23 protein-coding genes are annotated in these 24700 nt (G+C 69.6%); 9 read left to right on the forward strand and 14 right to left on the reverse strand.

What is annotated here, in order from left to right; genetic code table 11:
• Positions 1-21 precede the first annotated feature (21 nt).
• The 3 genes from BIV03_RS09905 to BIV03_RS09915 are packed head-to-tail and all read right to left on the reverse strand — an operon-like array spanning position 22 to position 3300.
• Positions 22-936: a carbohydrate ABC transporter permease gene (locus tag BIV03_RS09905; protein ID WP_083295235.1), complete on the reverse strand. Its 915-nt coding sequence runs from the start codon at positions 934-936 to the stop codon at positions 22-24.
• A 1-nt stretch (position 937) separates the two neighbouring features.
• Positions 938-1909: a carbohydrate ABC transporter permease gene (locus BIV03_RS09910; RefSeq protein WP_070418180.1), complete on the reverse strand. Its 972-nt coding sequence runs from the start codon at positions 1907-1909 to the stop codon at positions 938-940.
• A gap of 23 nt (positions 1910-1932) precedes the next feature.
• On the reverse strand, positions 1933-3300 hold the full coding sequence (locus tag BIV03_RS09915; RefSeq protein ID WP_070418181.1) for an extracellular solute-binding protein: 1368 nt from the start codon (positions 3298-3300) through the stop codon (positions 1933-1935).
• 226 nt (positions 3301-3526) lie between these two features.
• Here BIV03_RS09915 and BIV03_RS09920 point away from each other — a divergent pair, with 226 nt between their 5' ends.
• Entirely contained in the window at positions 3527-5029 is a 1503-nt protein-coding gene (locus BIV03_RS09920; RefSeq protein WP_071295567.1) for an alpha-N-arabinofuranosidase, read from the forward strand.
• Positions 5030-5775: 746 nt separating this feature from the next.
• Here the strand turns inward: BIV03_RS09920 and BIV03_RS09925 are convergent.
• Both BIV03_RS09925 and BIV03_RS09930 read right to left on the reverse strand, forming a co-directional pair.
• Positions 5776-6069: a hypothetical protein gene (locus BIV03_RS09925; RefSeq protein ID WP_071295568.1), complete on the reverse strand. Its 294-nt coding sequence runs from the start codon at positions 6067-6069 to the stop codon at positions 5776-5778.
• Positions 6070-6232: 163 nt separating this feature from the next.
• The gene (locus BIV03_RS09930) at positions 6233-7270 is read right to left on the reverse strand and encodes a LacI family DNA-binding transcriptional regulator (RefSeq protein ID WP_071295569.1); all 1038 of its coding nucleotides are present in this window, start codon (positions 7268-7270) and stop codon (positions 6233-6235) included.
• A 134-nt stretch (positions 7271-7404) separates the two neighbouring features.
• On the opposite strand from BIV03_RS09930, the gene BIV03_RS09935 reads away from it, so the two are divergent.
• The 5 genes from BIV03_RS09935 to BIV03_RS19595 all read left to right on the forward strand — a co-directional run bounded on the left by BIV03_RS09935 (position 7405) and on the right by BIV03_RS19595 (position 12882).
• The gene (locus tag BIV03_RS09935; RefSeq protein ID WP_070418185.1) at positions 7405-8340 is read left to right on the forward strand and encodes a carbohydrate ABC transporter permease; all 936 of its coding nucleotides are present in this window, start codon (positions 7405-7407) and stop codon (positions 8338-8340) included.
• On the forward strand, positions 8337-9326 hold the full coding sequence (locus BIV03_RS09940) for a carbohydrate ABC transporter permease (protein ID WP_175473685.1): 990 nt from the start codon (positions 8337-8339) through the stop codon (positions 9324-9326). The genes BIV03_RS09935 and BIV03_RS09940 overlap by 4 nt, the downstream gene beginning before the upstream one ends.
• A 99-nt stretch (positions 9327-9425) precedes the next feature.
• Positions 9426-10760, forward strand: coding sequence for a sugar ABC transporter substrate-binding protein (locus tag BIV03_RS09945; protein ID WP_175475798.1), 1335 nt, complete (start codon positions 9426-9428; stop codon positions 10758-10760).
• A gap of 71 nt (positions 10761-10831) precedes the next feature.
• Positions 10832-12685, forward strand: coding sequence for a beta-galactosidase family protein (locus BIV03_RS09950; RefSeq protein ID WP_071295571.1), 1854 nt, complete (start codon positions 10832-10834; stop codon positions 12683-12685).
• Between the two features lie 44 nt (positions 12686-12729).
• Positions 12730-12882: a hypothetical protein gene (locus BIV03_RS19595; RefSeq protein WP_175473683.1), complete on the forward strand. Its 153-nt coding sequence runs from the start codon at positions 12730-12732 to the stop codon at positions 12880-12882.
• 12 nt (positions 12883-12894) lie between these two features.
• Here BIV03_RS19595 and BIV03_RS09955 read toward each other — a convergent pair whose 3' ends face one another.
• Positions 12895-13323, reverse strand: coding sequence for a hypothetical protein (locus BIV03_RS09955; protein WP_071295572.1), 429 nt, complete (start codon positions 13321-13323; stop codon positions 12895-12897).
• 20 nt (positions 13324-13343) lie between these two features.
• On the reverse strand, positions 13344-13667 hold the full coding sequence (locus tag BIV03_RS09960; RefSeq protein WP_071295573.1) for a biopolymer transporter Tol: 324 nt from the start codon (positions 13665-13667) through the stop codon (positions 13344-13346).
• 140 nt (positions 13668-13807) lie between these two features.
• Here BIV03_RS09960 and BIV03_RS09965 point away from each other — a divergent pair, with 140 nt between their 5' ends.
• Positions 13808-14881: a spore photoproduct lyase family protein gene (locus tag BIV03_RS09965; RefSeq protein WP_071295574.1), complete on the forward strand. Its 1074-nt coding sequence runs from the start codon at positions 13808-13810 to the stop codon at positions 14879-14881.
• 51 nt (positions 14882-14932) lie between these two features.
• On the opposite strand, the gene BIV03_RS19130 is transcribed toward BIV03_RS09965, so the two are convergent.
• The 3 genes from BIV03_RS19130 to BIV03_RS09975 all read right to left on the reverse strand — a co-directional run bounded on the left by BIV03_RS19130 (position 14933) and on the right by BIV03_RS09975 (position 16777).
• Positions 14933-15109: a CsbD family protein gene (locus BIV03_RS19130; RefSeq protein WP_139199296.1), complete on the reverse strand. Its 177-nt coding sequence runs from the start codon at positions 15107-15109 to the stop codon at positions 14933-14935.
• 131 nt (positions 15110-15240) lie between these two features.
• Positions 15241-16341, reverse strand: a complete 1101-nt coding sequence (locus BIV03_RS09970; protein WP_071295575.1) for an SDR family oxidoreductase — start codon at positions 16339-16341, stop codon at positions 15241-15243.
• 37 nt (positions 16342-16378) lie between these two features.
• Positions 16379-16777, reverse strand: a complete 399-nt coding sequence (locus BIV03_RS09975; protein ID WP_070418193.1) for a DUF3253 domain-containing protein — start codon at positions 16775-16777, stop codon at positions 16379-16381.
• A 66-nt stretch (positions 16778-16843) separates the two neighbouring features.
• On the opposite strand from BIV03_RS09975, the gene BIV03_RS09980 reads away from it, so the two are divergent.
• Positions 16844-18184, forward strand: a complete 1341-nt coding sequence (locus BIV03_RS09980; RefSeq protein WP_139201928.1) for an alpha-amylase family glycosyl hydrolase — start codon at positions 16844-16846, stop codon at positions 18182-18184.
• 79 nt (positions 18185-18263) lie between these two features.
• On the opposite strand, the gene mmsB is transcribed toward BIV03_RS09980, so the two are convergent.
• From mmsB to chvE, 3 genes are all read right to left on the reverse strand, one after another.
• Entirely contained in the window at positions 18264-19445 is a 1182-nt protein-coding gene (mmsB, locus tag BIV03_RS09985; protein ID WP_071295576.1) for a multiple monosaccharide ABC transporter permease, read from the reverse strand.
• Positions 19432-20985: a multiple monosaccharide ABC transporter ATP-binding protein gene (mmsA, locus tag BIV03_RS09990; protein ID WP_070418195.1), complete on the reverse strand. Its 1554-nt coding sequence runs from the start codon at positions 20983-20985 to the stop codon at positions 19432-19434. Before mmsA ends, mmsB begins: the two co-directional genes overlap by 14 nt.
• A 106-nt stretch (positions 20986-21091) precedes the next feature.
• Complete coding sequence (gene chvE, locus BIV03_RS09995; RefSeq protein WP_083295236.1) at positions 21092-22222, reverse strand: multiple monosaccharide ABC transporter substrate-binding protein; 1131 nt, start codon at positions 22220-22222, stop codon at positions 21092-21094.
• A gap of 179 nt (positions 22223-22401) precedes the next feature.
• Here chvE and BIV03_RS10000 point away from each other — a divergent pair, with 179 nt between their 5' ends.
• Positions 22402-23451 (forward strand): substrate-binding domain-containing protein, encoded by a 1050-nt coding sequence (locus tag BIV03_RS10000; RefSeq protein ID WP_070418196.1) that lies wholly within the window; start codon positions 22402-22404, stop codon positions 23449-23451.
• Positions 23452-23746: 295 nt separating this feature from the next.
• On the opposite strand, the gene BIV03_RS10005 is transcribed toward BIV03_RS10000, so the two are convergent.
• On the reverse strand, positions 23747-24700 hold the full coding sequence (locus BIV03_RS10005) for a carbohydrate ABC transporter permease (protein WP_071295577.1): 954 nt from the start codon (positions 24698-24700) through the stop codon (positions 23747-23749).

Raw genomic sequence — 24700 nt, forward strand, 5'->3', positions numbered from 1 at the left:
CCCGTCCGTCCTGTGGTCGCGTCAGCCCTTGAGGCCGGAACCCGTCACGCCCTCGACGATCTGCCGCTGGAAGATCAGGTACAGGATGATCAGCGGCAGCGCCGCCAGGATCGCCCCGGCCTGGATGTCCGCGTAGCGCTGACCGAAGCTGCCCTGGACCGTGGCGAGCCCGACCGGGATCGTCATGAGGTCCGGGTTCGACAGCACGAACAGCGGCAGCAGCAGGTTGTTCCAGACCCCGACGAACGTCAGGATCGCCACCGCGGCGATGACCGGACGCGAGAGCGGCAGGATCACCGACCAGTAGATCTTCCACATGCCGGCGCCGTCGATGCGCGCCGCCTCCTCGAGCTCCCGGGGGATGCCGTCGAAGAACTGCTTGAAGATGAACACCGCGATCACGGCGGGCACCTGCGGGAAGATGACCGACCAGTAGGTGTTCAGCAGGCCGACCGAGTTGAGCTCCTGGAAGATCGGGATGATCAGGACCTGCGTCGGGATCATGATGCCCAGGATGATGAGCAGGAACGCGACGTTCCGCCCGCGGAAGGCGAGCCGGGACAGCGCGAACGCCGCCATCGACGCGAACAGCACCGTCAGCGCGGTCGTCACGAGGCTCGTGATGCCGCTCGCCAGGTACCAGTTCCAGATGTCGCCGGCCTGGAACAGTGCCGCGTAGGAGTGCAGCGTCGGGTTCCAGTTCGACAGGATCGAGTTGGCGCCGAGGGCCGCGACGCCGTTGTCGGACAGGGACGTCTTCAGGGCGAACAGGCTCGGGATGAGCCAGATCACCGCGAAGACGCCGAGGACGATGCCGGCGACGAGGTTGAAGCCCTTGCCGGAGACGCCGATCTTGGCGGCGTTCGCCGGTGCCGCGGCGGAGACCCCGGTGCGGAGCTTCGGGCGGTCGGTCGTGATGCTCTCGGTGGTGGTCACGTCAGGCACCCATCTCTCGCTTGGCGGCAGCGCGCTCGACGATCTGCCGGATGATCGCGATCGCGACGATCACGATGAACAGGAGCACCGATGCGGCCGATGCTGCGCCGAGTCGGTTGTCGGTGAAGCCGACGCCGGTGATGAGCTGCAGCGAGACCTGGGTCGAGATGCCCGGTCCGCCGTTCGTCATCAGGTACACCTGGTCGAAGATCTTCAGGCTGGCGATGATCTGCAGCAGGATGACCAGCGTCGTGGTGCGGCCGAGCAGCGGGAGCGTGATCGACTTGATCTGCTGCCAGTTCGACGCGCCGTCGACGGCCGCCGCCTCGTACAGTTCGCGCGGGATCTCCTGCAGGCCGGCCAGGTAGAGCACGAAGTTGAAGCCGAGGGTCCACCAGACCGTGGCGATCGCGACACCGATCATCGCGGTGTTCGGGCTCGCCAGGACGCCGGCGCCGGGGGTCAGCCCGAGCGCCGACTGGATCGACGCGAACAGGCCGGTCGCAGGGGTGAAGATGAACACCCAGATCAGCGAGATCGTCGCCGACGGCAGGATGAACGGCAGGAAGAACGCCAGTCGGAAGAACCACTGGCCGCGGTTCATCCGGTTCGTCAGCACGGCGAAGAGGAACGCCAGGATGACGAGCGGCGGCGTCGTGTAGAGCGTGAACTGCAGGGTGTGCCAGAGCGACGACCAGAAGTCGTCACGGCCGAGCATCTCGGCGTAGTTCGCGAACCCGGCGAAGCTGCCGAGCCCGGTGCGGACCGTCGAGGTGTTGAAGAAGCTCGACACGATCATCCACACCGTGGGGCCGAGCAGGAAGGCCAGGTAGAACAGGCCGAAGGGGGCGAGGAAGAGCCACCCCGTGCGGCCCTGGCCGCGCGTGAGGCTGGTCCGGAAGGAGCCGGCCCGGCGTGCACGCGGCGCCGTGGTGGCGTCGGTGGGCCGGTCGAGGACAGGTGCTGTGGTCACGTCATCGTGCCTTTCGCGCGGGCTTACAGCGGGCTCGGGGTGTTGAGGTAGGTGGACAGCTGGGACTTGATCGCGGACATGGCCTGCGCGGGGGAGCTGCTGCCCTGCTGGACGAGGGCGAGCTGGGCACCGACCGTGTTCTCGAAGGTCGACCCCGATCCGCCGTACCAGGCCGGGTCGTCGAACACGGCGCTCTCGGCGGCCGAGGCGTAGTTCGACTGCGGCGTGAGCTTCTTGTACGCGGTGCTGTCGTAGGTCGGCATGTAGGCCGGGACGTGACCGCCCTGCGCCCACGTGAGGCTCTGCTCGAGCATCTGCTTGATGAACAGCATGTGCGCCTTGCGCTGCTCGGGCGTGCGGTCCTTCCTCGGGAGGATGAACGTGTGCGAGTCGGCCTGCGTCGCCGGCTTGTCGAAGAGCTGCGGGATCGGCGCCATGCCGAACTTCAGGCCCTTGATGGACTGCGCCGTGCTGATCTCCCACTCGCCCTGCATGAAGAAGCCCGCCTTGCCGGTGAACATCAGCGTCTGCGCGGTGGCGTAGTCGAGGCCCTTGTTGAGCCAGCCGTTCTTCACCCACTTCTGGGTCATGTCGGTGACCTTCGTGTACGCGTCCTCGTTGACGGTGAGCTTCGCGCCACCGTCGCTGATGAACGGCGTCGCACCGTCGATCTGGTTGTACATCGTCCAGAAGAACCGCCACGGGGTCGCGATCTCGCTGACGTTCGCGACGTTGAGGGCCGTGCCGCCGGTGACCTTCGCGACCGCGGCGAGGGCGCTCTCGAAGGCGTCGATCCCGGTCAGGTCCTTGAGGTTGCCGTCGCTGTCGATGAGGCCGGCCTTCTGGCAGACATCAACGTTGTAGAAGAGCACGAACGGGTGGGTGTCGAGCGGGATGCAGATGTTCTTGCCGTCGGTCTTCTGCGCCGTCCACGCCTTCTGGTTGAAGTCGCTCGCACTCAGGCCGACGCTCGCCAGGTCGTCGTTCGTGATCGGGTCGAGCAGGTCGCCGTCCCAGAGCGGCTTCGCGCGGGTGAGGTGGGCGATCGCGACGTCCGGCGGCTTGTTCCCGACGGTGGCCAGTGTGACCTTGGAGTAGTACGGGTTGCCCCACGCGAACGTGGTCGCCTGCAGCGAGGACGAGCCGCCGTGCTGCTTGGCGTAGCCGGCCTCCATCTCCTGCATGCGGAGGCCGTCACCGCCACCGAACAGGTTCCAGAAGACGAGCGTCTCCGGGTTGAGCGGTGCGCCGGCGATGCCGGCGGCGAGGGGGCTGGAGCAGGCGGCGAGCGGCAGGACCGTCGCGGCGGCTGCGCCCGCGGCGAGGAGGCTCCGCCGTGTGAAGGCGCCGCCTCGTGGGTGCGGGGTGGGTACGGGGATTCGGTTCGGCATGGCATCACTCCATCGGGACGGGCCGAGTCGGAGCAGGGTCGGTGCTCCGTGAGCGCTCACATTAGCGCGCGTCCCGGCGTGCCGCCACCCTTTCGGCGCGGGTGACGACCGATCCGTGATGTTCGTGGCCGCCCCCTTTCGTGTCGCGCGGAAAGCCGCTAGCGTTTCGGGAACGTGAGCGCTCACTTTCGCCGAGCGCAGGCAGCCCCACGATCGAAGGAGATCCATGCCCCGCACACACCTCGTCCTCGACGCCGCGTTCACCGTGGGGCCGGTGCGACGTCGCCTGTTCGGCGGGTTCGTCGAACACCTCGGACGCCACGTCTACGACGGCATCCACGAGCCGTCGCACGAGACCGCCGATGAGCACGGCTTCCGCAAGGACGTCGTCGAGCTCGTCAAGGAACTCAACGTGTCCGCGATCCGCTACCCCGGCGGCAACTTCGTCTCCGGCTACAAGTGGGAGGACGGCGTCGGCCCGGTCGAGCAGCGCCCCCGCCGCCTCGACCTCGCCTGGCACTCGACCGAGACGAACGAGGTCGGCCTGCACGAGTTCCAGCACTGGCTCGACCAGGTCGGCTCGGAGCTCATGCTCGCCGTCAACCTCGGCACGCGCGGCACGCAGGAGGCCATCGAGCTCCTCGAGTACGCGAACATCGACGCCGGCACCGCCCTCAGCGAGTACCGCAAGTCGAACGGTCGCCAGGAGCCCTTCGCCATCACGATGTGGTGCCTCGGCAACGAGATGGACGGCCCGTGGCAGCTCGGTCACAAGAACGCCGAGGACTACGGCAAGCTCGCCGCCATGACCGCCAAGGCCATGCGGCAGATCCAGCCCGACCTCGAGCTCGTCGCCTGCGGTTCCTCCGGGGCGTCGATGCCGACGTTCGGCGAGTGGGAGCGGACCGTCCTCGAGCACACCTACGACGACGTCGACTACATCTCCGCCCACGCCTACTACGAGGAGGGCGACGACCTCGCCTCCTTCCTCGCCTCCGGCGTGAACATGGACCACTTCATCAAGACGGTCACGACCGCCGCCGACCACGTACAGGCGCAGAAGAAGTCCGACAAGCGGATCGACATCTCCTTCGACGAGTGGAACGTCTGGTCCATCTCGAAGTGGAACGAGCAGCAGAAGACCTTCGAGCTGCAGGACTGGCCGGTCGCGCCGCGCCTGCTCGAGGACGTCTACACGGTCGCCGACGCCGTCGTCGTCGGTGGCCTGCTCATCTCGCTGCTGCGGCACGCCGACCGCGTCGCCTCGGCCTCGCTCGCGCAGCTCGTCAACGTGATCGGCCCGATCATGACCGAGCCCGGCGGCCCGGCCTGGCGTCAGACGACGTTCTTCCCGTTCTCGCTGACGTCGAAGCTCGCCAACGGCACGTCGCTGCAGGTCAAGGCCTCGGGTGACACGGTCGACGGCGGCAAGTACGGCGAGGTCCCGGTCGTCGACTCGGCCGCCACGGTCTCGGACGACGGTGCCGCGGTGTTCCTCGTGAACCGGCACCCGTCGGAGTCGACCACGGTGACGATCGACCTCGCCGGCCTTTCGGTCGACGGTGACGTCCGTGCCGAGGGCGTCTGGGACGACGACCTGCACGCCGTGAACGACCTGGCGAACACCGAGCGCGTCGGGCTCCGCACCAACGAGTCCGTCCGCCGCGAGGGTGACACCATCACGATCGAGCTCCCGCCGGTCTCCTGGACCGCCGTGTCGATCGGCTGAGACGCCTCGGCGCACGCTGCGGCGGGCGTCGAGTGAGCACAGAGGGCGTCGGACCGCTTCGCGGTGCCGGCGCCTTCTGCCGTGCGGCGCGGCCGCGGGGCGGGGCGGGGCGGTCGCGACTTCACGGGGTGGGCGACAGTTCACGGGGCTGCTGGCGCGTGAGGTGTCGCTGGGCGCGTGAGGTGCGCGACGGCGGACGGGAGGCGCGGTGCGGACTGGCGCCGCGCCTCCCGTCCGGCGGTCAGTCGCAGCGCAGTCCGTGCTGCGGAAGCGACAGCCTACCGCGTGCGGCGCGCGTCCGTGTCGCCAGGGCGACAGATGTGCGCCGGAGGTTCGCTGTGACCTGTCGCTTTCGTGACGGCGGCCGGGAGGCGCGATGCGGGCTGGCACCGCGCCTCCCGTCCGTCGGCGGTGCGGCGCAGTCCGTGCTGCGGAAGCGACACCGTGCCGCGTGCGGCGCGCGTCCGTGTCGCCAGGGCGACAGTTGTGCGCCGGAGGTTCGCTGTGACGTGTCGCTTTCGCGACGGCGGACGGGAGGCGCGCGGCGGACTGGCGCCGCGCCTCCCGTCCGTCGGCGGTGCGGCGCAGTCCGTGCTGCGGAAGCGACACCGTGCCGCGTGCGGCGCGCGTCCGTGTCGCCAGGGCGACAGATGTGCGTCGGAGGTTCGCTGTGACGTGTCGCTTTCGCGACGGCGGACGGGAGGCGCGGTGTGGACTGGCACCGCGCCTCCCGGCCGTCGGGCTCGTCAGGCGTGCGGCGGCGGCGTGCAGCGCACGGCGCGGGCCCGCCACGAGATCTCCTCGACGAAGGCAGCCGTGTCGGGGCCGAGCGGATCGTCGGCGGCGTCCTCGATGAGGAGCCCGAGCGCCGGGGCGAGCAGGAACGACGTCGTCGTGGTGCTCCCGAACGCGTCGACGGTGGGGACGGCGACGGTGTCCGCGAGTCCGGCGTGCGCGAGTGCTGCGGCGTAGTCCAGCACGGCGTCCGCGGCCTCGTCGGAGGTCAGGACGGCGGTCAGGCCGTACACGATGTTCTTCATGATCCGAACGCGCCGAGGTGGGGAGATGAGGACCGCAGCGGTGGCTCGTCCTCCGGACACACGGAAGTGGCGCACACCCGGGGCCGGGACAGCAGACCGGCTCCGTGTGCACGGTACGCCCCGCGCGCTGACCGTGTGACGGACGCCGTGGCCGCGGGGTGCGTCAGGCCGGCGGCGGCGCCGTGCTCGCCCGGACCACCAGGCGGACCGGCACGAGGTCGGCCTCGGCGCGGACCGGCTGCCCGTCGATCTGGGCGAGGAGGTTCCGGACCGCCCGGCGCCCGACCTCGTCGAAGGACTGGTGCACGGTGGTTAGCGGCGGCCAGAACGAGTCGGACTCGGGGGAGTCGTCGAAGCCCACCACGCTGAGGGTCTCCGGCACGGGACGCCCGAGTTCGTGGGCGGCGCGGAGCACCCCGAGGGCCGTCTGGTCGTTCGCGGCGAACACGGCCGTGATCTCGGGGCGTCGAGCGATCTCCTGCCCGGCGCGGTACCCGGACTCGGCGCCCCAGCCGCCGCGGAACACCGGCGGGACGGTGCGTCCGGCGGCCTCGAGCGTGGCCTGCCAGGCGGCGAGACGCCGGGCGGCCGAGTACGACGACTCGGGGCCGGCGACGTGCCAGACGGTCTCGTGCCCGAGGTCGAGCAGGTGCTGCGTGGCCCGGCGGGCACCGTCGGCCTGGTCGGTGTCGATCGCCGGGTGCTGCGTGGTGCCGGTCGAGTCGACGACGACCATCGGGACGCCGTCGGGCAGGACGACCTCGGCCGTGTCGATGATGTGCGACTCGATGATGATGACGACGCCGTCGACGGCCTGTTCGTGCAGGCGGGAGAAGGCCGAGCGGACGCCTTCCTCGGTGCGGGAGGCCATCGGCAGCAGCGTGATCGTGAAGTCGGCGACACCGGCCGCGTCGGCGATCGCCTCGAGCGTGCGCATGTTGCCGTACGACGCGAGGGTGAACATGATCACGCCGATCGTCCGGAAGCGCCCGGAGCGGAGGGCCCGGGCAGCGCGGTTCGGGCGGTAGCCGAGGTCGTCCATCACACGCTGGACCCGGTCGCGGGTGTCCGGCGAGACGTTGTCGAAGCCGCGGGCGACGCGGGACACGGTCTGCATCGAGACCCCGGCGGCCTCGGCCACGGCGGCCATCGAGGGGGACCGGCGCGTGGCGGACAGGTCGGTCGTCACGGGGTCTCCCATCGGTGCGAGTGGACGTCGAGCGCGACGGCCTGCACCGGACGCTAGCGCATGTTGACGTTGCCATGCTATCGTCGCGCCGTTCGATGTTGACGTCAACATCGACGGACCCGAACACAGCACGACAAGGGAGTCACATGAGCACGCTGGAAGCGCGCGCAGCCGGAGCCACCGCCCCGGCCGTGCCACCGCGGCGCCGCGCCAGACCGCGCGGCCGGTACACGGGATGGCTCTTCGTCGGCCCGTTCGTCGTCGTCCTCGTCGCCATGCTCATCGTCCCGATCGGCTACGCGCTCTGGCTCAGCCTCTTCCGCGACCAGCTCATCGGCGGCAACCAGTTCGTCTGGTTCGCCAACTACGTGCAGCTCTTCCAGGACGCGAAGTTCTGGTCGGGCCTCGGCCGGGTCGCGGTGTTCCTCGTCGTGCAGGTCCCGATCATGCTCGGCCTCGCGCTCGTCGCCGCCCTCGCGCTCGACAGCGCGCGGCTCTGGGGAACGAGCTTCTTCCGCATCGCGGTGTTCCTGCCCTACGCGGTCCCCGGTGTCGTCGCCGCGCTGATCTGGGGCTTCATCTACGGCAACCAGTTCGGCCTCACCGGTACCGCGAACCACGCGCTCGGCATCGACCTGCTGCAGCCGTTCAGCCCGGACTGGGTCCTCACGTCGATCGGCAACGTGGTCACGTGGGAGTTCCTCGGCTACAACATGCTGATCTTCTACGCCGCGCTCCGCACCGTGCCCGGCGAGCTGTACGAGGCGGCCGAGCTCGACGGTGCCGGCCCGATGCGCACGGTCTTCTCGATCAAGCTCCCGGCCCTGCGCGGCCCGATGGTCATCGCCACGATCTTCTCGATCATCGGCAGCTTCCAGCTCTTCAACGAGCCGAACCTGCTCAAGACGCTCGCCCCGAACGTCATCGGCAGTGCCTTCACGCCGAACATGTACGCCTACTCGCTGTCCTTCAGCGGCCAGCAGTTCAACTACTCCGCCACCGTCGCGATCGTCATGGGCGTGATCACCGCGGTGATCGCCTACGTCGTCCAGGTCCGCGGCACCCGCGAGGAGAACCGATGAGCACCCTGCAGCACCCGGCGACCGGCGCGTCCGGCCCGGCCACCGTCACCGAGGCGACCACGACGCTGCGCGACCCGCAGGCCCGGTCGAGCCGCGCCTCCAGGCGTGCCGAGCGGAAGGCCGAGCAGCACGTCGACGGACGCAAGCCGAAGCGTTCCGGCCTCCTCACGGCCGTGATGATCGTCTTCGTCGTCTACTCGTTCGCGCCGCTGTTCTACCTGCTCGTGAACAGCACGAAGACGCAGGCCTCGCTCCTGTCGACCTTCGGCCTGTGGTTCGGCGGGAAGTTCAACCTCTGGCAGAACATCGTCGACACGCTGACGTACAACGACGGCATCTTCGTGCAGTGGCTCGGCAACACGCTGCTCTACGTGGTCGTCGGCGCCGGTGGCGCGACCCTCCTCGCCACGATCGCCGGCTACGGCATGGCGAAGTTCCAGTTCCCCGGCCGCCGTGCGGTCTTCGCCGTCGTCCTCGGAGCGATCGCCGTCCCCGGCACCGCGCTCGCCGTCCCGACCTTCCTGCTCTTCTCGCAGTTCGGCCTGACGAACACCCCGTGGGCGATCATCCTGCCGTCGCTCATCAGCCCCTTCGGCATGTACCTGATCTGGACCTACGCGGTGGACGCGATCCCCGCCGAGCTCCTCGAGGCCGCCCGCATGGACGGCGCCGGCGAGTTCCGGATCTTCTTCACGATCGCGCTCCGCCTGCTCGCGCCCGGCGTCGTCACGGTCCTGCTCTTCGCGGTCGTGGCCACCTGGAACAACTACTTCCTGCCGCTCATCATGCTGAGCGACCCGAAGTGGTACCCGCTGACGGTCGGCCTCAACCAGTGGAACGCGCAGGCCACCGGGTCCGGTGCCGAGCCGATCTACAACCTCGTCGTCACGGGATCGCTCCTCACGATCATCCCGATCGTGGTCGCGTTCCTCTTCCTCCAGCGCTTCTGGCAGTCCGGCCTCGCGGCCGGTTCCGTCAAGGCCTGATCCGTCGGACGGGAGGCACGCAGCGGCCCCGCCACGCGCCTCCTGCCCGACACACAGCAGCTCCACCCCCCTCTCCACGAAGAAGTGAAAGGCACCTCCATGAACAAGCGTCTCCGGCGCGGCCTCAGCGCCGTCGCCATCGGCGTCACCGCAGCCGTCGCCCTCGCCGCCTGCGCCTCCGGCGGCTCCTCGTCCGGCGGTTCGTCCGACGACATCTCGAAGGCCCTGAAGGACGGCGGCACGCTGACCTACTGGTCGTGGACCCCGTCCGCGAAGGACCAGGTCGCCGCGTTCGAGAAGGCCTACCCCAAGGTGAAGGTCAAGCTCGTCAACGCCGGCACCGGCGCCGACCAGTACACGAAGCTCCAGAACACGATCAAGGCCGGCTCGGGCGCCCCCGACGTCGCCCAGGTCGAGTACTACGCACTCCCGCAGTTCGCGCTCTCCGACTCGCTGCTCGACCTGTCCTCGTACGGGTTCGGCGACCTCAAGGACAAGTTCGCGACGAGCACGTGGAACTCGGTCGACATGGACGGCAAGATCTACGGTCTGCCCCAGGACTCCGGCCCCATGGCGCTGTTCTACAACAAGAAGGTCTTCGACGAGTACGGCATCGCCGTGCCGAAGACGTGGGACGAGTACGTCGCAGCGGCCAAGAAGCTGCACGAGGCCGACCCGGACGCCTACATCGCGGCCGACTCCGGCGACGCGGGCTTCACCACGAGCATGATCGCCCAGGCCGGCGGCACGCCCTTCACCACGAAGGGCGACAAGGTCACGATCAACCTCGAGGACGCCGGCACCAAGAAGTGGACCAAGACCTGGGACCAGCTCGTCGAGCAGGGTCTGCTGTCGAAGACCGTCGGCTGGAGCGACGACTGGTACAAGCAGCTCGGCAACGGCCAGATCGCCACGCTCATCACCGGCGCCTGGATGCCCGGCAACCTCGAGGCGAGCGTCGCCGACGCCAGCGGTGACTGGCGCGTCGCGCCGATGCCGACCTACGACGGCGGCACCGCGCAGACCGCGAACAACGGCGGCAGCGCCGAGGCGGTCATGAAGCAGTCGAAGAACCCGGCGCTCGCGGCGGGCTTCCTCAAGTGGCTGAACTCCTCGAAGGAGTCGACCGGCATCTTCATGAAGTCCGGTGGGTTCCCGTCGACCACCGCCGACCTCGAGTCCTCGGCGTTCCTCGACGAGAAGCCGGAGTACTTCGGCGGCCAGCAGATCAACAAGGTGCTCGTCGACGCGTCGAAGTCGTCCGACAACGACTTCACCTACCTGCCCTACCAGGTGTACGCGAACAGCGTGTACGCGGACACCGTCGGCCAGTCGTACGAGAACGGCACCTCGCTCGAGAGCGGTCTCGCCGCCTGGCAGAAGGCCCTCGCGAAGTACGGCAAGGACCAGGGCTTCACGGTCTCGTCCAAGTAGTCACCACACCAGTTCGACCCGGGGCCGTGCGGAACCTTCCGCACGGCCCCGTCTCCTGAAAGAGTTCCCCCATGCGCTTCGCCATCGGCGACACCGACTTCCTGCTCGACGGCGAGCCGCACCGGATCCTGTCCGGCGCGATCCACTACTTCCGTGTCCACCCAGACCTGTGGGCGGACCGGATCCGCAAGGCGAAGCTGATGGGGCTCAACACCATCGAGACGTACGTCGCCTGGAACGCGCACGCGCCGTCGCCTTCTTCGTTCAGTTTCGAGGACGGTCTCGACCTCGGCCGCTTCCTGGACCTCGTCGCCGCCGAGGGCATGCACGCCATCGTCCGTCCCGGCCCCTACATCTGCGCGGAGTGGACGAACGGCGGCCTGCCGTACTGGCTCTTCGCCGACGGCACCGTCGGGGTCCGCCGCGACGAGCCGGGGTTCCTCGCCGCCGTGCAGGGGTACTTGGAGCATCTCGCGCCGGTGCTGGTCCCACGGCAGATCGACAACGGCGGCCCGATCGTGCTCGTGCAGGTCGAGAACGAGTACGGCGCGTACGGCTCCGACCCCGTGTACCTGCGGAAGCTCGAGGCGATGCACCGCGCGATCGGGCTCACCGTCCCCTTCACGAGCGTCGACCAGCCGATGGGCACGATGCTCGAGGACGGTTCGCTGCCCTCGCTGCACAAGACCGGTTCGTTCGGCTCGCGTTCCGTCGAACGGCTCGCGCGACTCCGACAGGCCCAGCCGACCGGCCCCCTGATGTGCTCGGAGTTCTGGGACGGCTGGTTCGACAGCTGGGGCGAGCACCACCACACCACGCCGGCCGCTGCTTCGGCATCGGACCTCGACGACCTGCTGGCCGCGGGCGGCTCGGTCAACATCTACATGTTCCACGGGGGCACGAATTTTGGCTTCACGAACGGCGCGAACGACAAGGGTGTGTACCGCCCGATCGCGACGTCGTACGACTACGACGCCCCGCTCGACGAGGCCGGGCGTCCGACGGAGAAGTTCCACGCGTTCCGCTCGGTCATCGAGCGCTACGCGCCCGTTCCGCCGCTGCCCGCTGCGATGCAGCCCGGTGGGTCGGGTCGGCTCGCATCCGTCGGTCCCCTCCGACCCGTCGGTCCCGTCGGGTCGGCTCCGGGCCAGGAGGCGCGGCTCGCCCCCGCGTCGGACGTCGCCGTCCGCCTCGACCGCGTCACACCCCTGCGCGCCCTGCTGCCGTCCCTCACGTCGTGGTCCGCGCACGACACCCCGCCGACGTTCGACGCCCTCGGCGCTGCGAGCGGCTTCGTGCTGTACCGGACCGAGGTGGACCTGCCGTCCGGCGGCGTGCTCACCGTCGGCGAGGAGGTCCGCGACCGCGCCGTCGTCTCCGTGGACGGGATCGTCGTCGGGGTCCTCGAGCGGGAGCACCACGACCGCGCCATCGCCCTGCCCCCGGTCACCGGCACGCTCGAGCTCCTCGTCGAGGACCAGGGCCGCGTCGACTACGGCCCGCGCATCGGCGAGCCGAAGGGCCTGATCGGCGGGATCGCCGTCAACGGGGTCCCGCTCGCCCGGTGGACGGCGTCGCCCCTGGGCCTCGACCCGATGCCCGAGGCCGCGCTGACGATCCTCGCCGACGCCCTGCCCACCGACGGCGACGTGCTGGCCGGACCGGTCTTCGCCACGGGGTCGTTCGACCTCGCCGAGGCAGGGGACCGCTACCTCGCCCTCGACGGGTTCCGGAAGGGCGTCGCGTGGGTGAACGGGTTCTGCCTCGGCCGGTACTGGTCCCGCGGGCCGCAGCGCACCCTGGCCGTCCCCGGACCGGTGCTCCGCGCCGGGAGGAACGACGTCGTCGTCCTCGAACTGCACGCTGCGGCGTCCCGGTCGATGTGCCTGCGGGTCGAGCCGGACCTCGGGCACACGGAGGGCTGACAGGGTTAGGCTTCGCTGGAGTCCGAGCAGCCGAGGGGGATGCGATGGTGCGGGTGTTGCAGTGGGTGGGGCGCGTGGTCGTCTCCGTGCTCCACGTCCTGGCGGGGGTGCTCACCTCGTTCGGTTCCGGCGGGATCGTCGGTGCGGGAGCGCCGCCGACCCCGACCCCGAACAAGCCCGACGACTACCGCCCCTGACCGTTCCGGGAGTCAGACTGCTCGAGCCCCGGCCCATGCCCGCACCTCGAGCAGCGCCGCACGTCGCCACCGCCACAGTGGGGCGAACTTGGTGCCGTCGTCCTCCCACGCCTGCGTGAGCATCCAGATCTGCCGCCGGTGTTCCGTGCCGCTGTCATCACGCCACTCGACGAACGCATCGTCGAGCACCGCGGTGATGCCGGACCGCGGGGCGCTCCAACTCAGGAGGAAGCCGTCGTAGCGCAACGTGTCGTCGGTCAACCGCACGGCGACGCGGGGGAGTCGGATGGTCACCCAGACCCCGATGCCGACGCACGCAACGCCGAGCACGAGGACGAACCCCCGAGCCGAGGAACCGGGGACGAACGCGACCGAACCGAGCGCGATGCCGGTGGCGATCGTGACCGGGCAGAACGCGACGAACGCGAGGACCCGGTCCAACCGAGGTGGTCGGATCGCAGTCACAGGGTGCGCTCGCCGGCGTGCTCGTCGAAGGCGTCGAGGTCGTGCAGTGCTCGCCGGGCGTCGGCGATCCGGTCGGCGTCGGGGCGGGTCCACCACTCGGGCCCGCGTTCGCCGAGCCCGTGCTTCGCCAGGCCGTTGCGGTGCCGTGCTGTGGCGAGGGCGTCCTCGTCGCCGGAGCGCTTGGCCTGCTTGACGGCGTTGCGGCCCCGACCGAGGTGCGACCGGAGGGCTGCGGCGACGTCCTCGGGGAGTGCCGGGTCGGTCCGTCGCCACCGCCGACCGTCGACCACGAAGAAGTGGTCGTCGGGCGTCGCGGTCATGCACCCGAGTCTCGCAGCGGATACCGGGTTCGTCCGGAGGGATGACCGTTCTGGTTCGTGGAGTCCGGGGATCGCGAACCAGAACGGTCACCGCGCGGATCCGGTGCACGGTGTCGGGGGTGGGCGGTAGAACGGCGGTGATGCCCGAACCCCGCACCCGCGCCCTGCTCGACGTCCGCCGGATCTACGCCGAACCGGCAGCCCTCGAACTCCAGCGCGGGCAGGAGGTCGTCGGGCAGTGGCCCGACGCCGAGATCGTCCCCGTCGAGTCGCACTGGAACATCCCCGAGGTGCACGGCGACGAACGGAACGTCCAGCGGTGGGTGCGCATCAAGACCGAGGCGCTCGTCCTCGGCGTGAAGAAGTCGCTCGTGACCCGGCCGAACGGACGCTCCGCGGACTTCATCGCCCCCTCGACGGCGAACGGCTGCGCCATGGCGTGCGCCTATTGCTACGTCCCCCGGCGCAAGGGCTACAGCAACCCCGTGACGGTCTTCGCGAACATCGACCAGATCACGAAGCACGTCGCCCGCAACATCGCGAAGCAGGGACCGAAGACCGAGCCGAACCAGTGCGACCCGCACGCGTGGGTCTACGACATCGGCGAGAACAGCGACTGCTCGGTGGACGCGATGCTCAGCGACAACGTGCGGGACCTCTGCGACCTGTTCCGGATGTCACCGACCGCCAAGGCCTCCTTCGCGACGAAGTACGTCAACCGCGACCTGCTCGACTGGGACCCGATGGGCCGCACGCGCATCCGGTTCTCGCTCATGCCGCACGAGACCGCGAAGGTCACCGACATCCGCACCAACCCGATCGCCGAGCGGATCGCCGCGGTGAACGACTTCGTCGACGCCGGGTACGAGGTCCACCTCAACTTCTCGCCCGTCATCCTGACCCCGACGTGGGAGTCCGACTGGGCCGACCTCCTGCGTCAGGTGGACGACGTCCTGTCCCCGGCGGCGAAGGCGCAGCTCGCGGCCGAGGTCATCTTCCTCACCCACAACGAGCCCCTGCACGAGGTCAACCTCGGCTGGCACCCGAAGGCCGAGGACCTGTTGTGGCGCCCGGACCTGCAGGAGCAGAAGGTGTCGCAGAACGGCGCGGTCAACGTCCGCTACCGCTCCGGGATGAAGGGGCAGCTGGTCGAGCGGTTCCGGGAACTCGTCGCGGAGCACCTGCCGAGCTGCCGCATCCGCTACGCCTTCTGAGACGACGAACGCCCGCGCCGTCGGGCGCGGGCGTTGCGTGGTGCGACGGGTTCAGTGACCGTCGAGGTGGTCCTTCGCCTTCTCGGTCTCGAGACGGCCCTCGCCCATGACCTGGTCCTTCTGGCCCTGGTGCTTGAGCTCGTCGTCGTCGGTGTGCTTGCCGACTGCTTCCTCGACCTTGCCGACGACCTTCTGGGTGACGTCCTTCGCCTTGTCTCCGAGCGACATGGTGTCTTCCTTCCTCCGGGGACCGCCGAGGGTCCTCGGGGCCTGTGTCACGAACACAACCAGGGGCAGCAGCGCGGCTCGCGGCCGGGCCGCAGGTTCGTGTCCCCCGATTGCTTCCACCGGGGTACGGATCAGGGGATCAGCCGGTCGGCGCGGTAGCGGTCGAAGAGCTCGGCGAAGGCACGTTCGGTGCGACGGAAGGCGGTGAACCCGGCGTCGCGGCTCTTGCCCATGTCGGTGACGACCTCCATCGCGCGACCGAGGTCGGCGTCGGTGTGCCACCACGAGGCGAGCCGGGTGATGTCGGGTTCGACGAGGCCGTGGCGCTCAGCGATGTCGGCCCATGCAGCCTCGTGCGGCGCCATCTGCTCCTCGAGCGGACGCGGCGCATCCTCGTACCCCACGACCCGCGCCGGGTCGACACCGAGGTGGGAGGCGAGCCGAGGCCACATCCAGCGCCAGCGGAACACGTCGCCGTTCACGATGTTGAACGCCTCGTCGGCACCCTCGGGCGTGGTCGACGCCCAGATCATGTGCTCGGCCAGGATGCCCGCGTCGGTCATGTCGGTGAGGCTGTTCCACTGCGCCTCGCTGCCCGGGAACACGAAGTCCAGACCGAGCTCCTTCGCCAGGGTCGCCTGCACCGCGATCGTCAGCCCCATGTTCATCGCGTTGCCCACCGCGTGGCCGATCACCGTGTGCGAGCGGTGCACCGACCAGGTGAAGCCCTGGCGGTCGGCGGCGGCGAAGAGCTCGTCCTCCTGGGCGTAGTAGAAGTTCGGGGTGTCGAGGCGCGGTTCTTCCTCGTGGAACGGGGTGTCGGGCATCTCGCCGGCGGCGTACGCCTCGAACGGGCCGAGGTAGTGCTTCAGCCCCGTGACGAGGGCGACGTGTTCGAGCGACGCGTGGGCGAGGGCTGCGAGGAGGTCGCGCACCATGCCGCCGTTCACGCGGATGTTCTCGGCCTCGGTGTCCTGCCGCTGCCAGGCGGTGAAGAAGACGTGGGTCGGGCGCTCGTCGGCGAGGGCGGTGCGCAGCGAGTCCGGGTCCCGCAGGTCCGCGGCCACGGTGCGGACACCGTCGCGGGCGAGGGGTCGGCGGGAGAGCGCGGTCACCTCCCACCCGAGGTCGAGCAGGTGCGACACGAGGGCCGATCCGGTGATGCCGCTGGCACCCACCACGAGGGCTCGGAGACGGTCAGGGGACTGTGCGGCGGTGTCGATCGAGGTCATCACCTCCGTGCAACGCAGCTGTGCGACAGGTGTTCCCTCAGCGCGGTCGGCGGATACGGATCGGGCCCTTGGCGGTGGACGGGTCGACGACGCTGCCGTGCTGGGTGATCTCGACCTCGCCTCTGGACATCATCCGCCGCGCCGCACGCCGGGCGGGTTCCATCAGGTCACGCCAGCCGTCGGGGTCGAGGGCCCGGGCGGCGTCGGACGGGCAGATGCTGGACGTGCGGGCCCGTGCGGCGAGGAGTTCGTCGATGCGCTGTTCGAGCGCGAGGTCGGTCTCGTCCACGCCGTGCTTCCGGCACGCGGCCGAGCAGTACTTCGCATCCGGGGCGGCGGAACCGGGCATCCGGCGGCCGCACGAGGCACACGTCCGATCGGCGTGCTCCGCCTCGTTCGCGGCGGCGTCCGCCTCGGTCCTGATCGCTCGTCCCATGCGACCATCCTGTCCCCGCTGTCCGGTCTCGCGCCCAGCCCAGGCACGGCTGGCAGCATCGGGTCGGTGAACACCGACACCGCACCCGAGCGTCCCGCCGAGCCCGCCTGGGTCGAGCACGTCATGTGGTGGCACGTCTACCCGCTCGGGTTCGTCGGTGCCGACGTCCGGCCGGACACCCCCGTGGACGGACGCCCCGTCGACCATCGGCTCGGCCGCATCGAGCCCTGGCTCGACCACGTCGTGGACCTCGGGCTGAACGGGCTGCTGCTCGGTCCGGTCTTCACGAGCTCGACGCACGGCTACGACACGGTCGACCACTTCCGGATCGACCCGCGGCTCGGTGACGAGGACGACTTCGACCGGCTCGTCACGGCCGCGCACGACCGGGGGATCCGGGTCCTGCTCGACGGGGTGTTCAACCACGTCGGACGGGAGCACCCGGCCTTCCGCGCGGTCGAGGAGCAGGGCCCGGACGCGCCGACGGCGGATCTGTTCGCGATCGACTGGGCAGGCTGGTCGCCCGGCGACGACGTGCCGGTCGGACTCTTCGAGGGGCACGACATCCTGGTCGCGCTCGACCACGGCAGCCGCGCCACCGAGGACCTCGTCGTCGAGGTGATGACGCACTGGCTCGCACGGGGCGTCGACGGCTGGCGACTCGACGCGGCCTACGCGGTACCGACGGCGTTCTGGGCACGGGTGCTGCCGCGCGTCCGGGAGCGCTTCCCGGACGCCTGGTTCACGGGCGAGGTCATCCACGGTGACACGGCTGCGTTCGTCCGCGCCTCGACGGTCGACTCCACCACGCAGTACGAGCTCTGGCAGGGCATCTGGCACGGCATCGCCGACCGGAACTGCTTCGAGCTCGCCCACGCCGTCGAACGCCACGACGAACTGCTGGCCGCACAGGCGCCGAGCACGTTCGTCGGCAACCACGACGTGACGCGCATCGCGAGCGCCGTGGGGGAGCGGTTCGCCGGGCACGCCGCCGCCGTCCTCTTCACGGTCGCCGGGACCCCGAGCGTCTGGGCCGGTGACGAGTACGGCTGGACGGCGGTGAAGGAGGAGCGCGTCGGCGGGGACGATGCCGTCCGCCCGGAGTTCCCGGCCGCTCCGCCCGAGTCCGTGGCGCTCACGCACGCGTACGAGGCGCTCATCGCCCTCCGTCGCCGCGAGCCCTGGCTGCACCGCGCCCACACCGACGTCGTCCACCTGACGAACACCGCGATCGTGCTGCGGACCGCGACCGAGGAGCGGGCGGTGGTGACCGCCCTGAACCTGTCGCCCGATCCCGTCGACCTGCCCACAGCGGGTGCGACGCGCGTCGAGGCGGGCGGAGCCGACGTCGGGGACGGGACCCTGCGCCTCCAGGCCGCCGCCTGGGCCGTGCTCTCCGGATCGTGAGCAGAAATGGTCGGGTCCCCGGACAGGACCCGACCATTTCTGCACACGAAACGAACGTCCGCGCGCCCGCGCGCCCGCGCTACTTGCGCGCGGACGCCGCCCGGCGCTTGTTGAACACGTCGAACGCGACGGCGGCGAGCAGCACCAGGCCCTTGATGAGCGACTGGTACTCGGTCCCGATGCCGAGGATCGACATGCCGTTGTTCAGGATGCCGATGATGAGACCACCGACGATCGCTCCCGGCACCGTCCCGATGCCACCGGTGACGGCCGCGCCGCCGATGAACACCGCGGCGATGGCGTCGAGCTCGAAGCCGTTGCCGGCACCCGGAGCCGCGAGGTTGAGCTGGCCGGTGAACACCACGCCGGCCAGGGCCGAGATGACGCCCATGTTGACGAAGAGCAGGAACGTGACCCGCTTCGTCTTCACACCGGACAGCTGGGCGGCGAGGGCGTTCCCGCCGATCGCGTAGATGTGGCGGCCGAACACCGCGCTCCGCATGACGACCGAGTAGATCACCACGAGCGCACCGAGCACGACGAGCACGATCGGGGTGCCGTTGTAGCTCGCGAGCAGGAGCGCCACGTAGATGACGAGCGCCACCGTGAAGGCGAGCTTCGTGATGAACCAGGCGAACGGCTCGCTCTCGAGCTGGTACTTGCGCCGTGTGGCACGACCGCGGAACGCCGTGACCACGAGGACGATCGCGGCCGCGAAACCGAGGATCATCGTGAGGGGCTCGTACCCGGTGGTGCCGAACGACGGCAGGAAGCCGGAGCCGAGGGAGCGGAAGCCCTCCGGGAACGGCGAGATCTGCTGGTTGTGCAGGACGATCTGCGCGGCGCCACGGAACGCGAGCATGCCCGCGAGCGTGACGATGAACGCCGGGATCCCGAAGTAGGCGATCCAGAACCCCTGCCAGGCACCGACGAGGGCGCCGACCACCAGGCAGAGCACGACCGCGATCGGCCAGGGCAGACCCCACTGCGTGATCATGACACCGGCCATGGCACCGGTGAAGGCCACGACCGAGCCGACCGAGAGGTCGATGTGCCCGGCGATGATGACCATCACCATGCCGATGGCGAGGATGAGGATGTAGCTGTTCTGGACGATCAGGTTCGAGACGTTGATCGGGGCGAGGGTGATGCCGTTCGTCGTCACCTGGAAGAAGATGACGATGACGATCAGCGCGATGAACAGGCCGATCTGTCGGAGCTGCCCGGTGAGGTAGCCGGCGGCGGACTTAAGCGCGTTCATTGACAGGGGTCTCCCGTTCCTGGGTCATGTACTGCATGAGGGCCTCGGGCGTGGCCTCGGAGCGGGGCACGTCGGCGGTGATCGTGCCCTCGGAGAGCGTGTAGATGCGGTCGCAGATGCCGAGGAGCTCGGGGAGCTCGGAGGAGATCACGATGATCCCCTTCCCCTGGTCCGCGAGCTGGTTGATGATCGTGTAGATCTCGTACTTCGCGCCGACGTCGATGCCCCGCGTGGGCTCGTCGAGGATGAGCACGTCGGGGTCGGCGTACATCCACTTCGACAGGACGACCTTCTGCTGGTTGCCGCCGGAGAGCTTCCCGGTGACGACGTCGACGTTCGGTGCCTTGATGTTGAGGCTCCGGAGGAACTGCCCGGCGACGGTGGTCTCCTCGGACGCGTTGACGAAGCCCCAGTTCGCGAGCTTCCCGAGCGCCGATCCGGAGATGTTCCGCTTGATGTCGTCGATGAGGTTGAGCCCGTAGCGCTTCCGGTCCTCGGTGACGTACGCGATGCCGTTGTCGATCGCCTGCGACACCGTGTGGGTCTTGATCGGGACGCCGCGCTTGTACACGGTGCCGCTGATCCCGGTGCCGTAGGACTGGCCGAACACGCTCATCGCGAGCTCGGTCCGTCCGGCGCCCATGAGCCCGGCGATGCCGACGACCTCGCCCGCGCGGACGGAGAGGTTCGCCTGGTGGATGATCTCGCGCGAGGCGTCGAGCTGGTGGTGGACGGTCCAGTCCTCGATGCGGAGGAGTTCCTCGCCGATCTGCGGGTCCTCGCGCTCGGGGTACCGGTTCGACAGGTCGCGACCGACCATGCCGCGGATGATCCGGTCCTCGGAGACGTCGTCGGCGTGCATGTCGAGCGTCTCGATGGTCTTGCCGTCGCGGATGATCGTGACCTTGTCCGCGATCGCCTTGATCTCGTTGAGCTTGTGGCTGATGATGATCGCCGTCATGCCCTCGGCCTGCAGCGACCGGATGAGGTCGAGCAGGTGCGCCGAGTCGTCGTCGTTCAGCGCCGCCGTCGGCTCGTCGAGGATGAGGAGCTTCACCCGCTTCGACAGGGCCTTCGCGATCTCGACGAGCTGCTGCTTGCCGACGCCGATGTCGACGATCTTCGTGACCGGGTTGTCCTTGAGGCCGACGCGCTGCAGGAGCTCGGCGGCCGCGAGGTTCGTCTTGTTCCAGTCGATGAACCCGGCCTTCGACTGTTCGTTGCCGAGGAAGATGTTCTCGGCGATCGACAGGAACGGGCTGAGCGCGAGCTCCTGGTGGATGATCACGACCCCGGCCGCTTCCGAGCCGTTGATGTCGCCGAACTCGACGGGGGATCCGTCGATGAGGATCTCGCCGTCGAAGGAGCCGTGCGGGTAGACCCCGGACAGCACCTTCATCAGGGTGGACTTGCCGGCGCCGTTCTCGCCGCAGATCGCGTGGACCTGGCCGCGCTCGACCTCGATCGAGACCCCCTGCAGCGCCTTGACCCCGGGGAACGTCTTGGTGATGTCACGCATCTCGAGGATGGTGTCCGCCATGTGGGACCGCCTTTTCGTCGTCCGCGCGTGGGCGCGCGGGTGGTGACGGACTGGAGGCGCGGGGCGGGGTCGACCCGCGCCTCCAGTCCGACAGATGGGTTGCGTCCTACTTGAGGTCTGCCTCGGTGTAGTAGCCCGAGTCGACGAGGACTTCCTTGTAGTTGTCCTTCGTCACGACGGTCGGCTGGAACAGGTAGGTCGGGACGACCTTGACCTTGTTGTCGTAGCTCTTCGTGTCGTTGACCTCGGGCTTCTTGCCGGTGAGCAGGTCCTCGGCCATGGTGACCGACTGCTTGGCGAGCTTGCGCGTGTCCTTGTAGATGGTCGAGTACTGCTGACCGGCGATGATCGACTTCACGCTGGCCTGCTCGGCGTCCTGCCCCGTGATGGTCGGGAGCGGGCGGTCACTCGAGCCGTACCCGGCGCCCTGCAGCGCCGAGATGATGCCGATCGACATGCCGTCGTAGGGCGAGAGCACGCCGTTCAGTGTGGTGCCGCCGGAGTACGACTTCGCGATGAGGTTCTGCATGCGGGCCTTGGCGGTCGCCGGGTCCCACTGCTGCGTCGCGGCCTGGGAGAGCTGGTCCTGGCCGGACTGGATCTTCAGGGTGCCGTCCTCGAGGTACGGCTTGAGGGTCTTCATCGCACCGTCGAAGAAGAAGCCCGCGTTGTTGTCGTCGAGCGAGCCGGCGAAGACCTCGATGTTGAAGGGGCCCTTCTCGCCGGTCTTCTTGCCGTCCGCGTCGAGCACGCCGAGGCCGGTGAGCAGGCTCGTCGCCTGGTCGACGCCGACCTTCTCGTTGTCGAACGACACGTAGTAGTCGACGTTCTTGTTGCCCGTGAGCAGGCGGTCGTAGGAGATCACCTTGATGCCGGCCTTGGCGGCGGCGTCGAGCTGGTCGGAGAGCGCTCCGCCGTCGATCGACGCGATGATGAGGACCTTCGCGCCCTTCGTGATCATGTTGCTGACCTGCTGCGCCTGCTGCTGGACCTTGTTGTCGCCGTACTCGAGGTCGACCTTGTAGCCGGCCTTCTCGAGGTCGCTCTTGACGGCGTTGCCGTCCTTGATCCAGCGTTCCGAGACCTTGGTCGGCATCGCGACGCCCACCAGGGCGCCCTTGTTGTCGCCGCTGCTGCTCCCACCGTCGGTGGACGCGCGTCCGCCGGCGGAGCAGCCGGCGAGTGCGATGGCGATGCCGAGGGCGGCGACGCCCGCGACGATCTTGCGCTTCATCATCGAAGTACCTCTGTTCCTGCGCGTCCACGTCGACGCGCTCGGTGCCGGGGCTGCTGTGCCCCGAGGGATTTGCTCGTGTGAGCGCTCACATACTGGGGGTTCCGTGACGGGGTGTCAACTCACCGTGACCGTTTCGCGATCTTGTCGCGTCGGCCGGACTGCGCGGTACGGTTGGCGACGTGACGACCACGACCGCGCTCGGGGACGCCGGCGGCAAACGTCGCAAGGCACCCACGATCTTCGACGTCGCCGAGCGCGCGGGCGTCTCCCACCAGACCGTCTCGCGGGTGATCAACGGCGACCCGACGGTCCGCGAGCAGTTCCGCGCCCAGGTGTCCGACGCGGTCACCGAACTCGGGTACCGGCCCCGCGCCGCCGCCCGGGCGCTCGCCGGGGGACGCAGTCGGGCGCTCGGCATCATCACCGCCGGGGACGCGCTGTACGGACCGTCGAGCACTGCCATCGGATTCGAGCGGGCAGCCCGGTCCGCCGGCTACCACGTCCTGCTCTCCACGCTGCCCGACGACCCGCGCCCCGTCGACCTGTCGAACGCCCTCGTGACGCTGCTCGCCCAGGACGTCGCCGCCATCGTGCTCGTCGCCGCCGACAACCGGGTGCTCGACGCCCTGGCCTCGCTGACCGTCCCGGTCTCGGTGCCCGTCGTCGTCGCGAACGCCGTGCAGCGGGACGCGGCCAGGGCTCCGGTGGCACCGAGCGTCGCGGCGGTCGCGATCGACCAAGCGGCGGGGACCTCGCTCGTGATGGAGCACCTGTTCGCCCGCGGGCACCGCCGGATCGTGCACATCGCCGGCCCCGCGGTCTCGCAGGAGTCCGAGGTCCGCCGGGTGACCTACGAGCGGATCATGCGCGACGCGGGGCTCGAACCCGTGGTGCTCGACGGCGACTGGACCCCGGCGAGCGGGTTCGCGGCTGCCCGGACGATCGACGTGCACACGGTCGACGCGGTCTTCGCCGGGAACGACCAGATGGCGCTCGGGGTCCTGCACGCCTTCGCCGACGAGGGACTGCGGGTGCCGGACGACATCGCCGTGGTGGGCTTCGACGACGTGCCAGAGGCGGCGCACTTCACGCCGCCGCTCACCACCGTGCGGCAGGACTTCCGGGCGATGGGGGAGCGGGTGCTCGACACCGTGCGGGCCCTCGTCGAGGGGGAGCCGCGGGACGAGACGTTGCTCGTGCCCGAGCTCGTGGTGCGCCGGAGCGCGTAGGGCGCGCGGCGCGGGGCACGCGGCGCGGGCGCGGGGCGCGGGGCGCGGGGTGCGGGCGCGGGAACACGGCGGCGCGGCGCAGCTTCGCGGGTTCGCCGAGCGGGCACGACTCGCCGCCGGTTCGTCGTCGAGCGGGCAGAACAGGCCGGGTGTGCGGGCCGAATGTGACGTTTTTCGCCCGCTCGGGGCCCCCGGCCCGCGGCAACGCCGCCCCGGCCCGCGGCAACGCCGCCCCGCGCGCGGCAGCGCCGCCCCCGCACGGTGCGAGGACGGCGCCGCCCGGCTGACCCGACCGTCAGCCCTTCAGCGCGCCGGACGACAGCCCGGCGACGTAGAACCGCTGGAGCCCGACGTACAGCGCGATGCACGGGATCATCGCCACGACCGACCCGGCCACGAGGTTCCCGTACGACACCTGCCCGTACGCCCCGGTCTGCAGGTTGAGCAGCGCGACGGGCAGCGTGTAGAGCGAGTCCTTCGTGAGGAAGGTCAGCGCCCCGAGGAACTCCGTCCACGACGCCAGGAACGCGTAGAGCGCGGCGGTCGCGGCACCCGGCAGCAGCAGCGGCCGCAGCACCGACACGACGACCCGGAAGCGCGAGGCGCCGTCGACGAACGCCGAGTCCTCGAGCTCCGTCGGGATCGACTCGAACGCGTTCCGCATCACGAACACCCCGAACGGCAGGTTCACCGTCGTGTAGAAGAGCACGAGCCCGAGCAGCGAGTTCGTGAGCTTCATCGCGTTCATCTCGAGGTACAGCGGGGTGAGGATCGCCTGGAACGGCACCATCATCGTCAGCAGCACCAGCCCGAAGACGACGCCGGAACCACGGAACCGGAATCGCGCGAACCCGTACCCGGCCATCGTCGCGATCACGGCGGTCAGGACGGCCGTGGCGATCGACACGACGAGCGAGTTCACCACGCCGGTGAGCAGGTGCGACGAGGGGCTGAAGACCGCGGCGAAGTTCTGCCACCCGAGCTGGAAGAACGTCGCCGGGTCGGCCGCCTGCGTGATGACGGCCTCGGACTGGAAGGCCCGGAGGATCGACCAGATGAGCGGGACGCCGAACACGAGCGTCGCACCGACCCCGGCGATGACGTACAGCGTGCGCTTCACCGCGGTGTCGCGCGGGTGGCGCACGCTGCCCTGGTGGCGGCGACGGCGGCCTCCGTCGCCGGAGGTGGTCAGCGTGCGGGTGGACAGGTCCGGGGCCGCGAGGCCCGCACGGGAAGCGGTGGTGCTCAT

This window comes from Curtobacterium sp. MCBA15_016, assembly GCF_001865105.1.
Taxonomy (GTDB): domain Bacteria; phylum Actinomycetota; class Actinomycetes; order Actinomycetales; family Microbacteriaceae; genus Curtobacterium.

Bases quoted from the DNA above. Each gene is read 5' to 3' on its own strand.
- BIV03_RS10005 (WP_071295577.1), bottom strand. From the start codon at position 24,700: ATGAGCACCACCGCTTCCCGTGCGGGCCTCGCGGCCCCGGACCTGTCC.
- BIV03_RS19595 (WP_175473683.1), top strand. From the start codon at position 12,730: ATGGTGCGGGTGTTGCAGTGGGTGGGGCGCGTGGTCGTCTCCGTGCTC.
- BIV03_RS09975 (WP_070418193.1), bottom strand. From the start codon at position 16,777: ATGGGACGAGCGATCAGGACCGAGGCGGACGCCGCCGCGAACGAGGCG.
- BIV03_RS09970 (WP_071295575.1), bottom strand. From the start codon at position 16,341: ATGACCTCGATCGACACCGCCGCACAGTCCCCTGACCGTCTCCGAGCC.
- mmsA (WP_070418195.1), bottom strand. From the start codon at position 20,985: ATGGCGGACACCATCCTCGAGATGCGTGACATCACCAAGACGTTCCCC.
- mmsB (WP_071295576.1), bottom strand. From the start codon at position 19,445: ATGAACGCGCTTAAGTCCGCCGCCGGCTACCTCACCGGGCAGCTCCGA.
- BIV03_RS09935 (WP_070418185.1), top strand. From the start codon at position 7,405: ATGAGCACGCTGGAAGCGCGCGCAGCCGGAGCCACCGCCCCGGCCGTG.
- BIV03_RS09965 (WP_071295574.1), top strand. From the start codon at position 13,808: ATGCCCGAACCCCGCACCCGCGCCCTGCTCGACGTCCGCCGGATCTAC.
- BIV03_RS09940 (WP_175473685.1), top strand. From the start codon at position 8,337: ATGAGCACCCTGCAGCACCCGGCGACCGGCGCGTCCGGCCCGGCCACC.
- chvE (WP_083295236.1), bottom strand. From the start codon at position 22,222: ATGATGAAGCGCAAGATCGTCGCGGGCGTCGCCGCCCTCGGCATCGCC.
- BIV03_RS09950 (WP_071295571.1), top strand. From the start codon at position 10,832: ATGCGCTTCGCCATCGGCGACACCGACTTCCTGCTCGACGGCGAGCCG.
- BIV03_RS19130 (WP_139199296.1), bottom strand. From the start codon at position 15,109: ATGTCGCTCGGAGACAAGGCGAAGGACGTCACCCAGAAGGTCGTCGGC.
- BIV03_RS09930 (WP_071295569.1), bottom strand. From the start codon at position 7,270: ATGGGAGACCCCGTGACGACCGACCTGTCCGCCACGCGCCGGTCCCCC.
- BIV03_RS09945 (WP_175475798.1), top strand. From the start codon at position 9,426: ATGAACAAGCGTCTCCGGCGCGGCCTCAGCGCCGTCGCCATCGGCGTC.
- BIV03_RS09925 (WP_071295568.1), bottom strand. From the start codon at position 6,069: ATGAAGAACATCGTGTACGGCCTGACCGCCGTCCTGACCTCCGACGAG.
- BIV03_RS09960 (WP_071295573.1), bottom strand. From the start codon at position 13,667: ATGACCGCGACGCCCGACGACCACTTCTTCGTGGTCGACGGTCGGCGG.
- BIV03_RS09920 (WP_071295567.1), top strand. From the start codon at position 3,527: ATGCCCCGCACACACCTCGTCCTCGACGCCGCGTTCACCGTGGGGCCG.
- BIV03_RS09915 (WP_070418181.1), bottom strand. From the start codon at position 3,300: ATGCCGAACCGAATCCCCGTACCCACCCCGCACCCACGAGGCGGCGCC.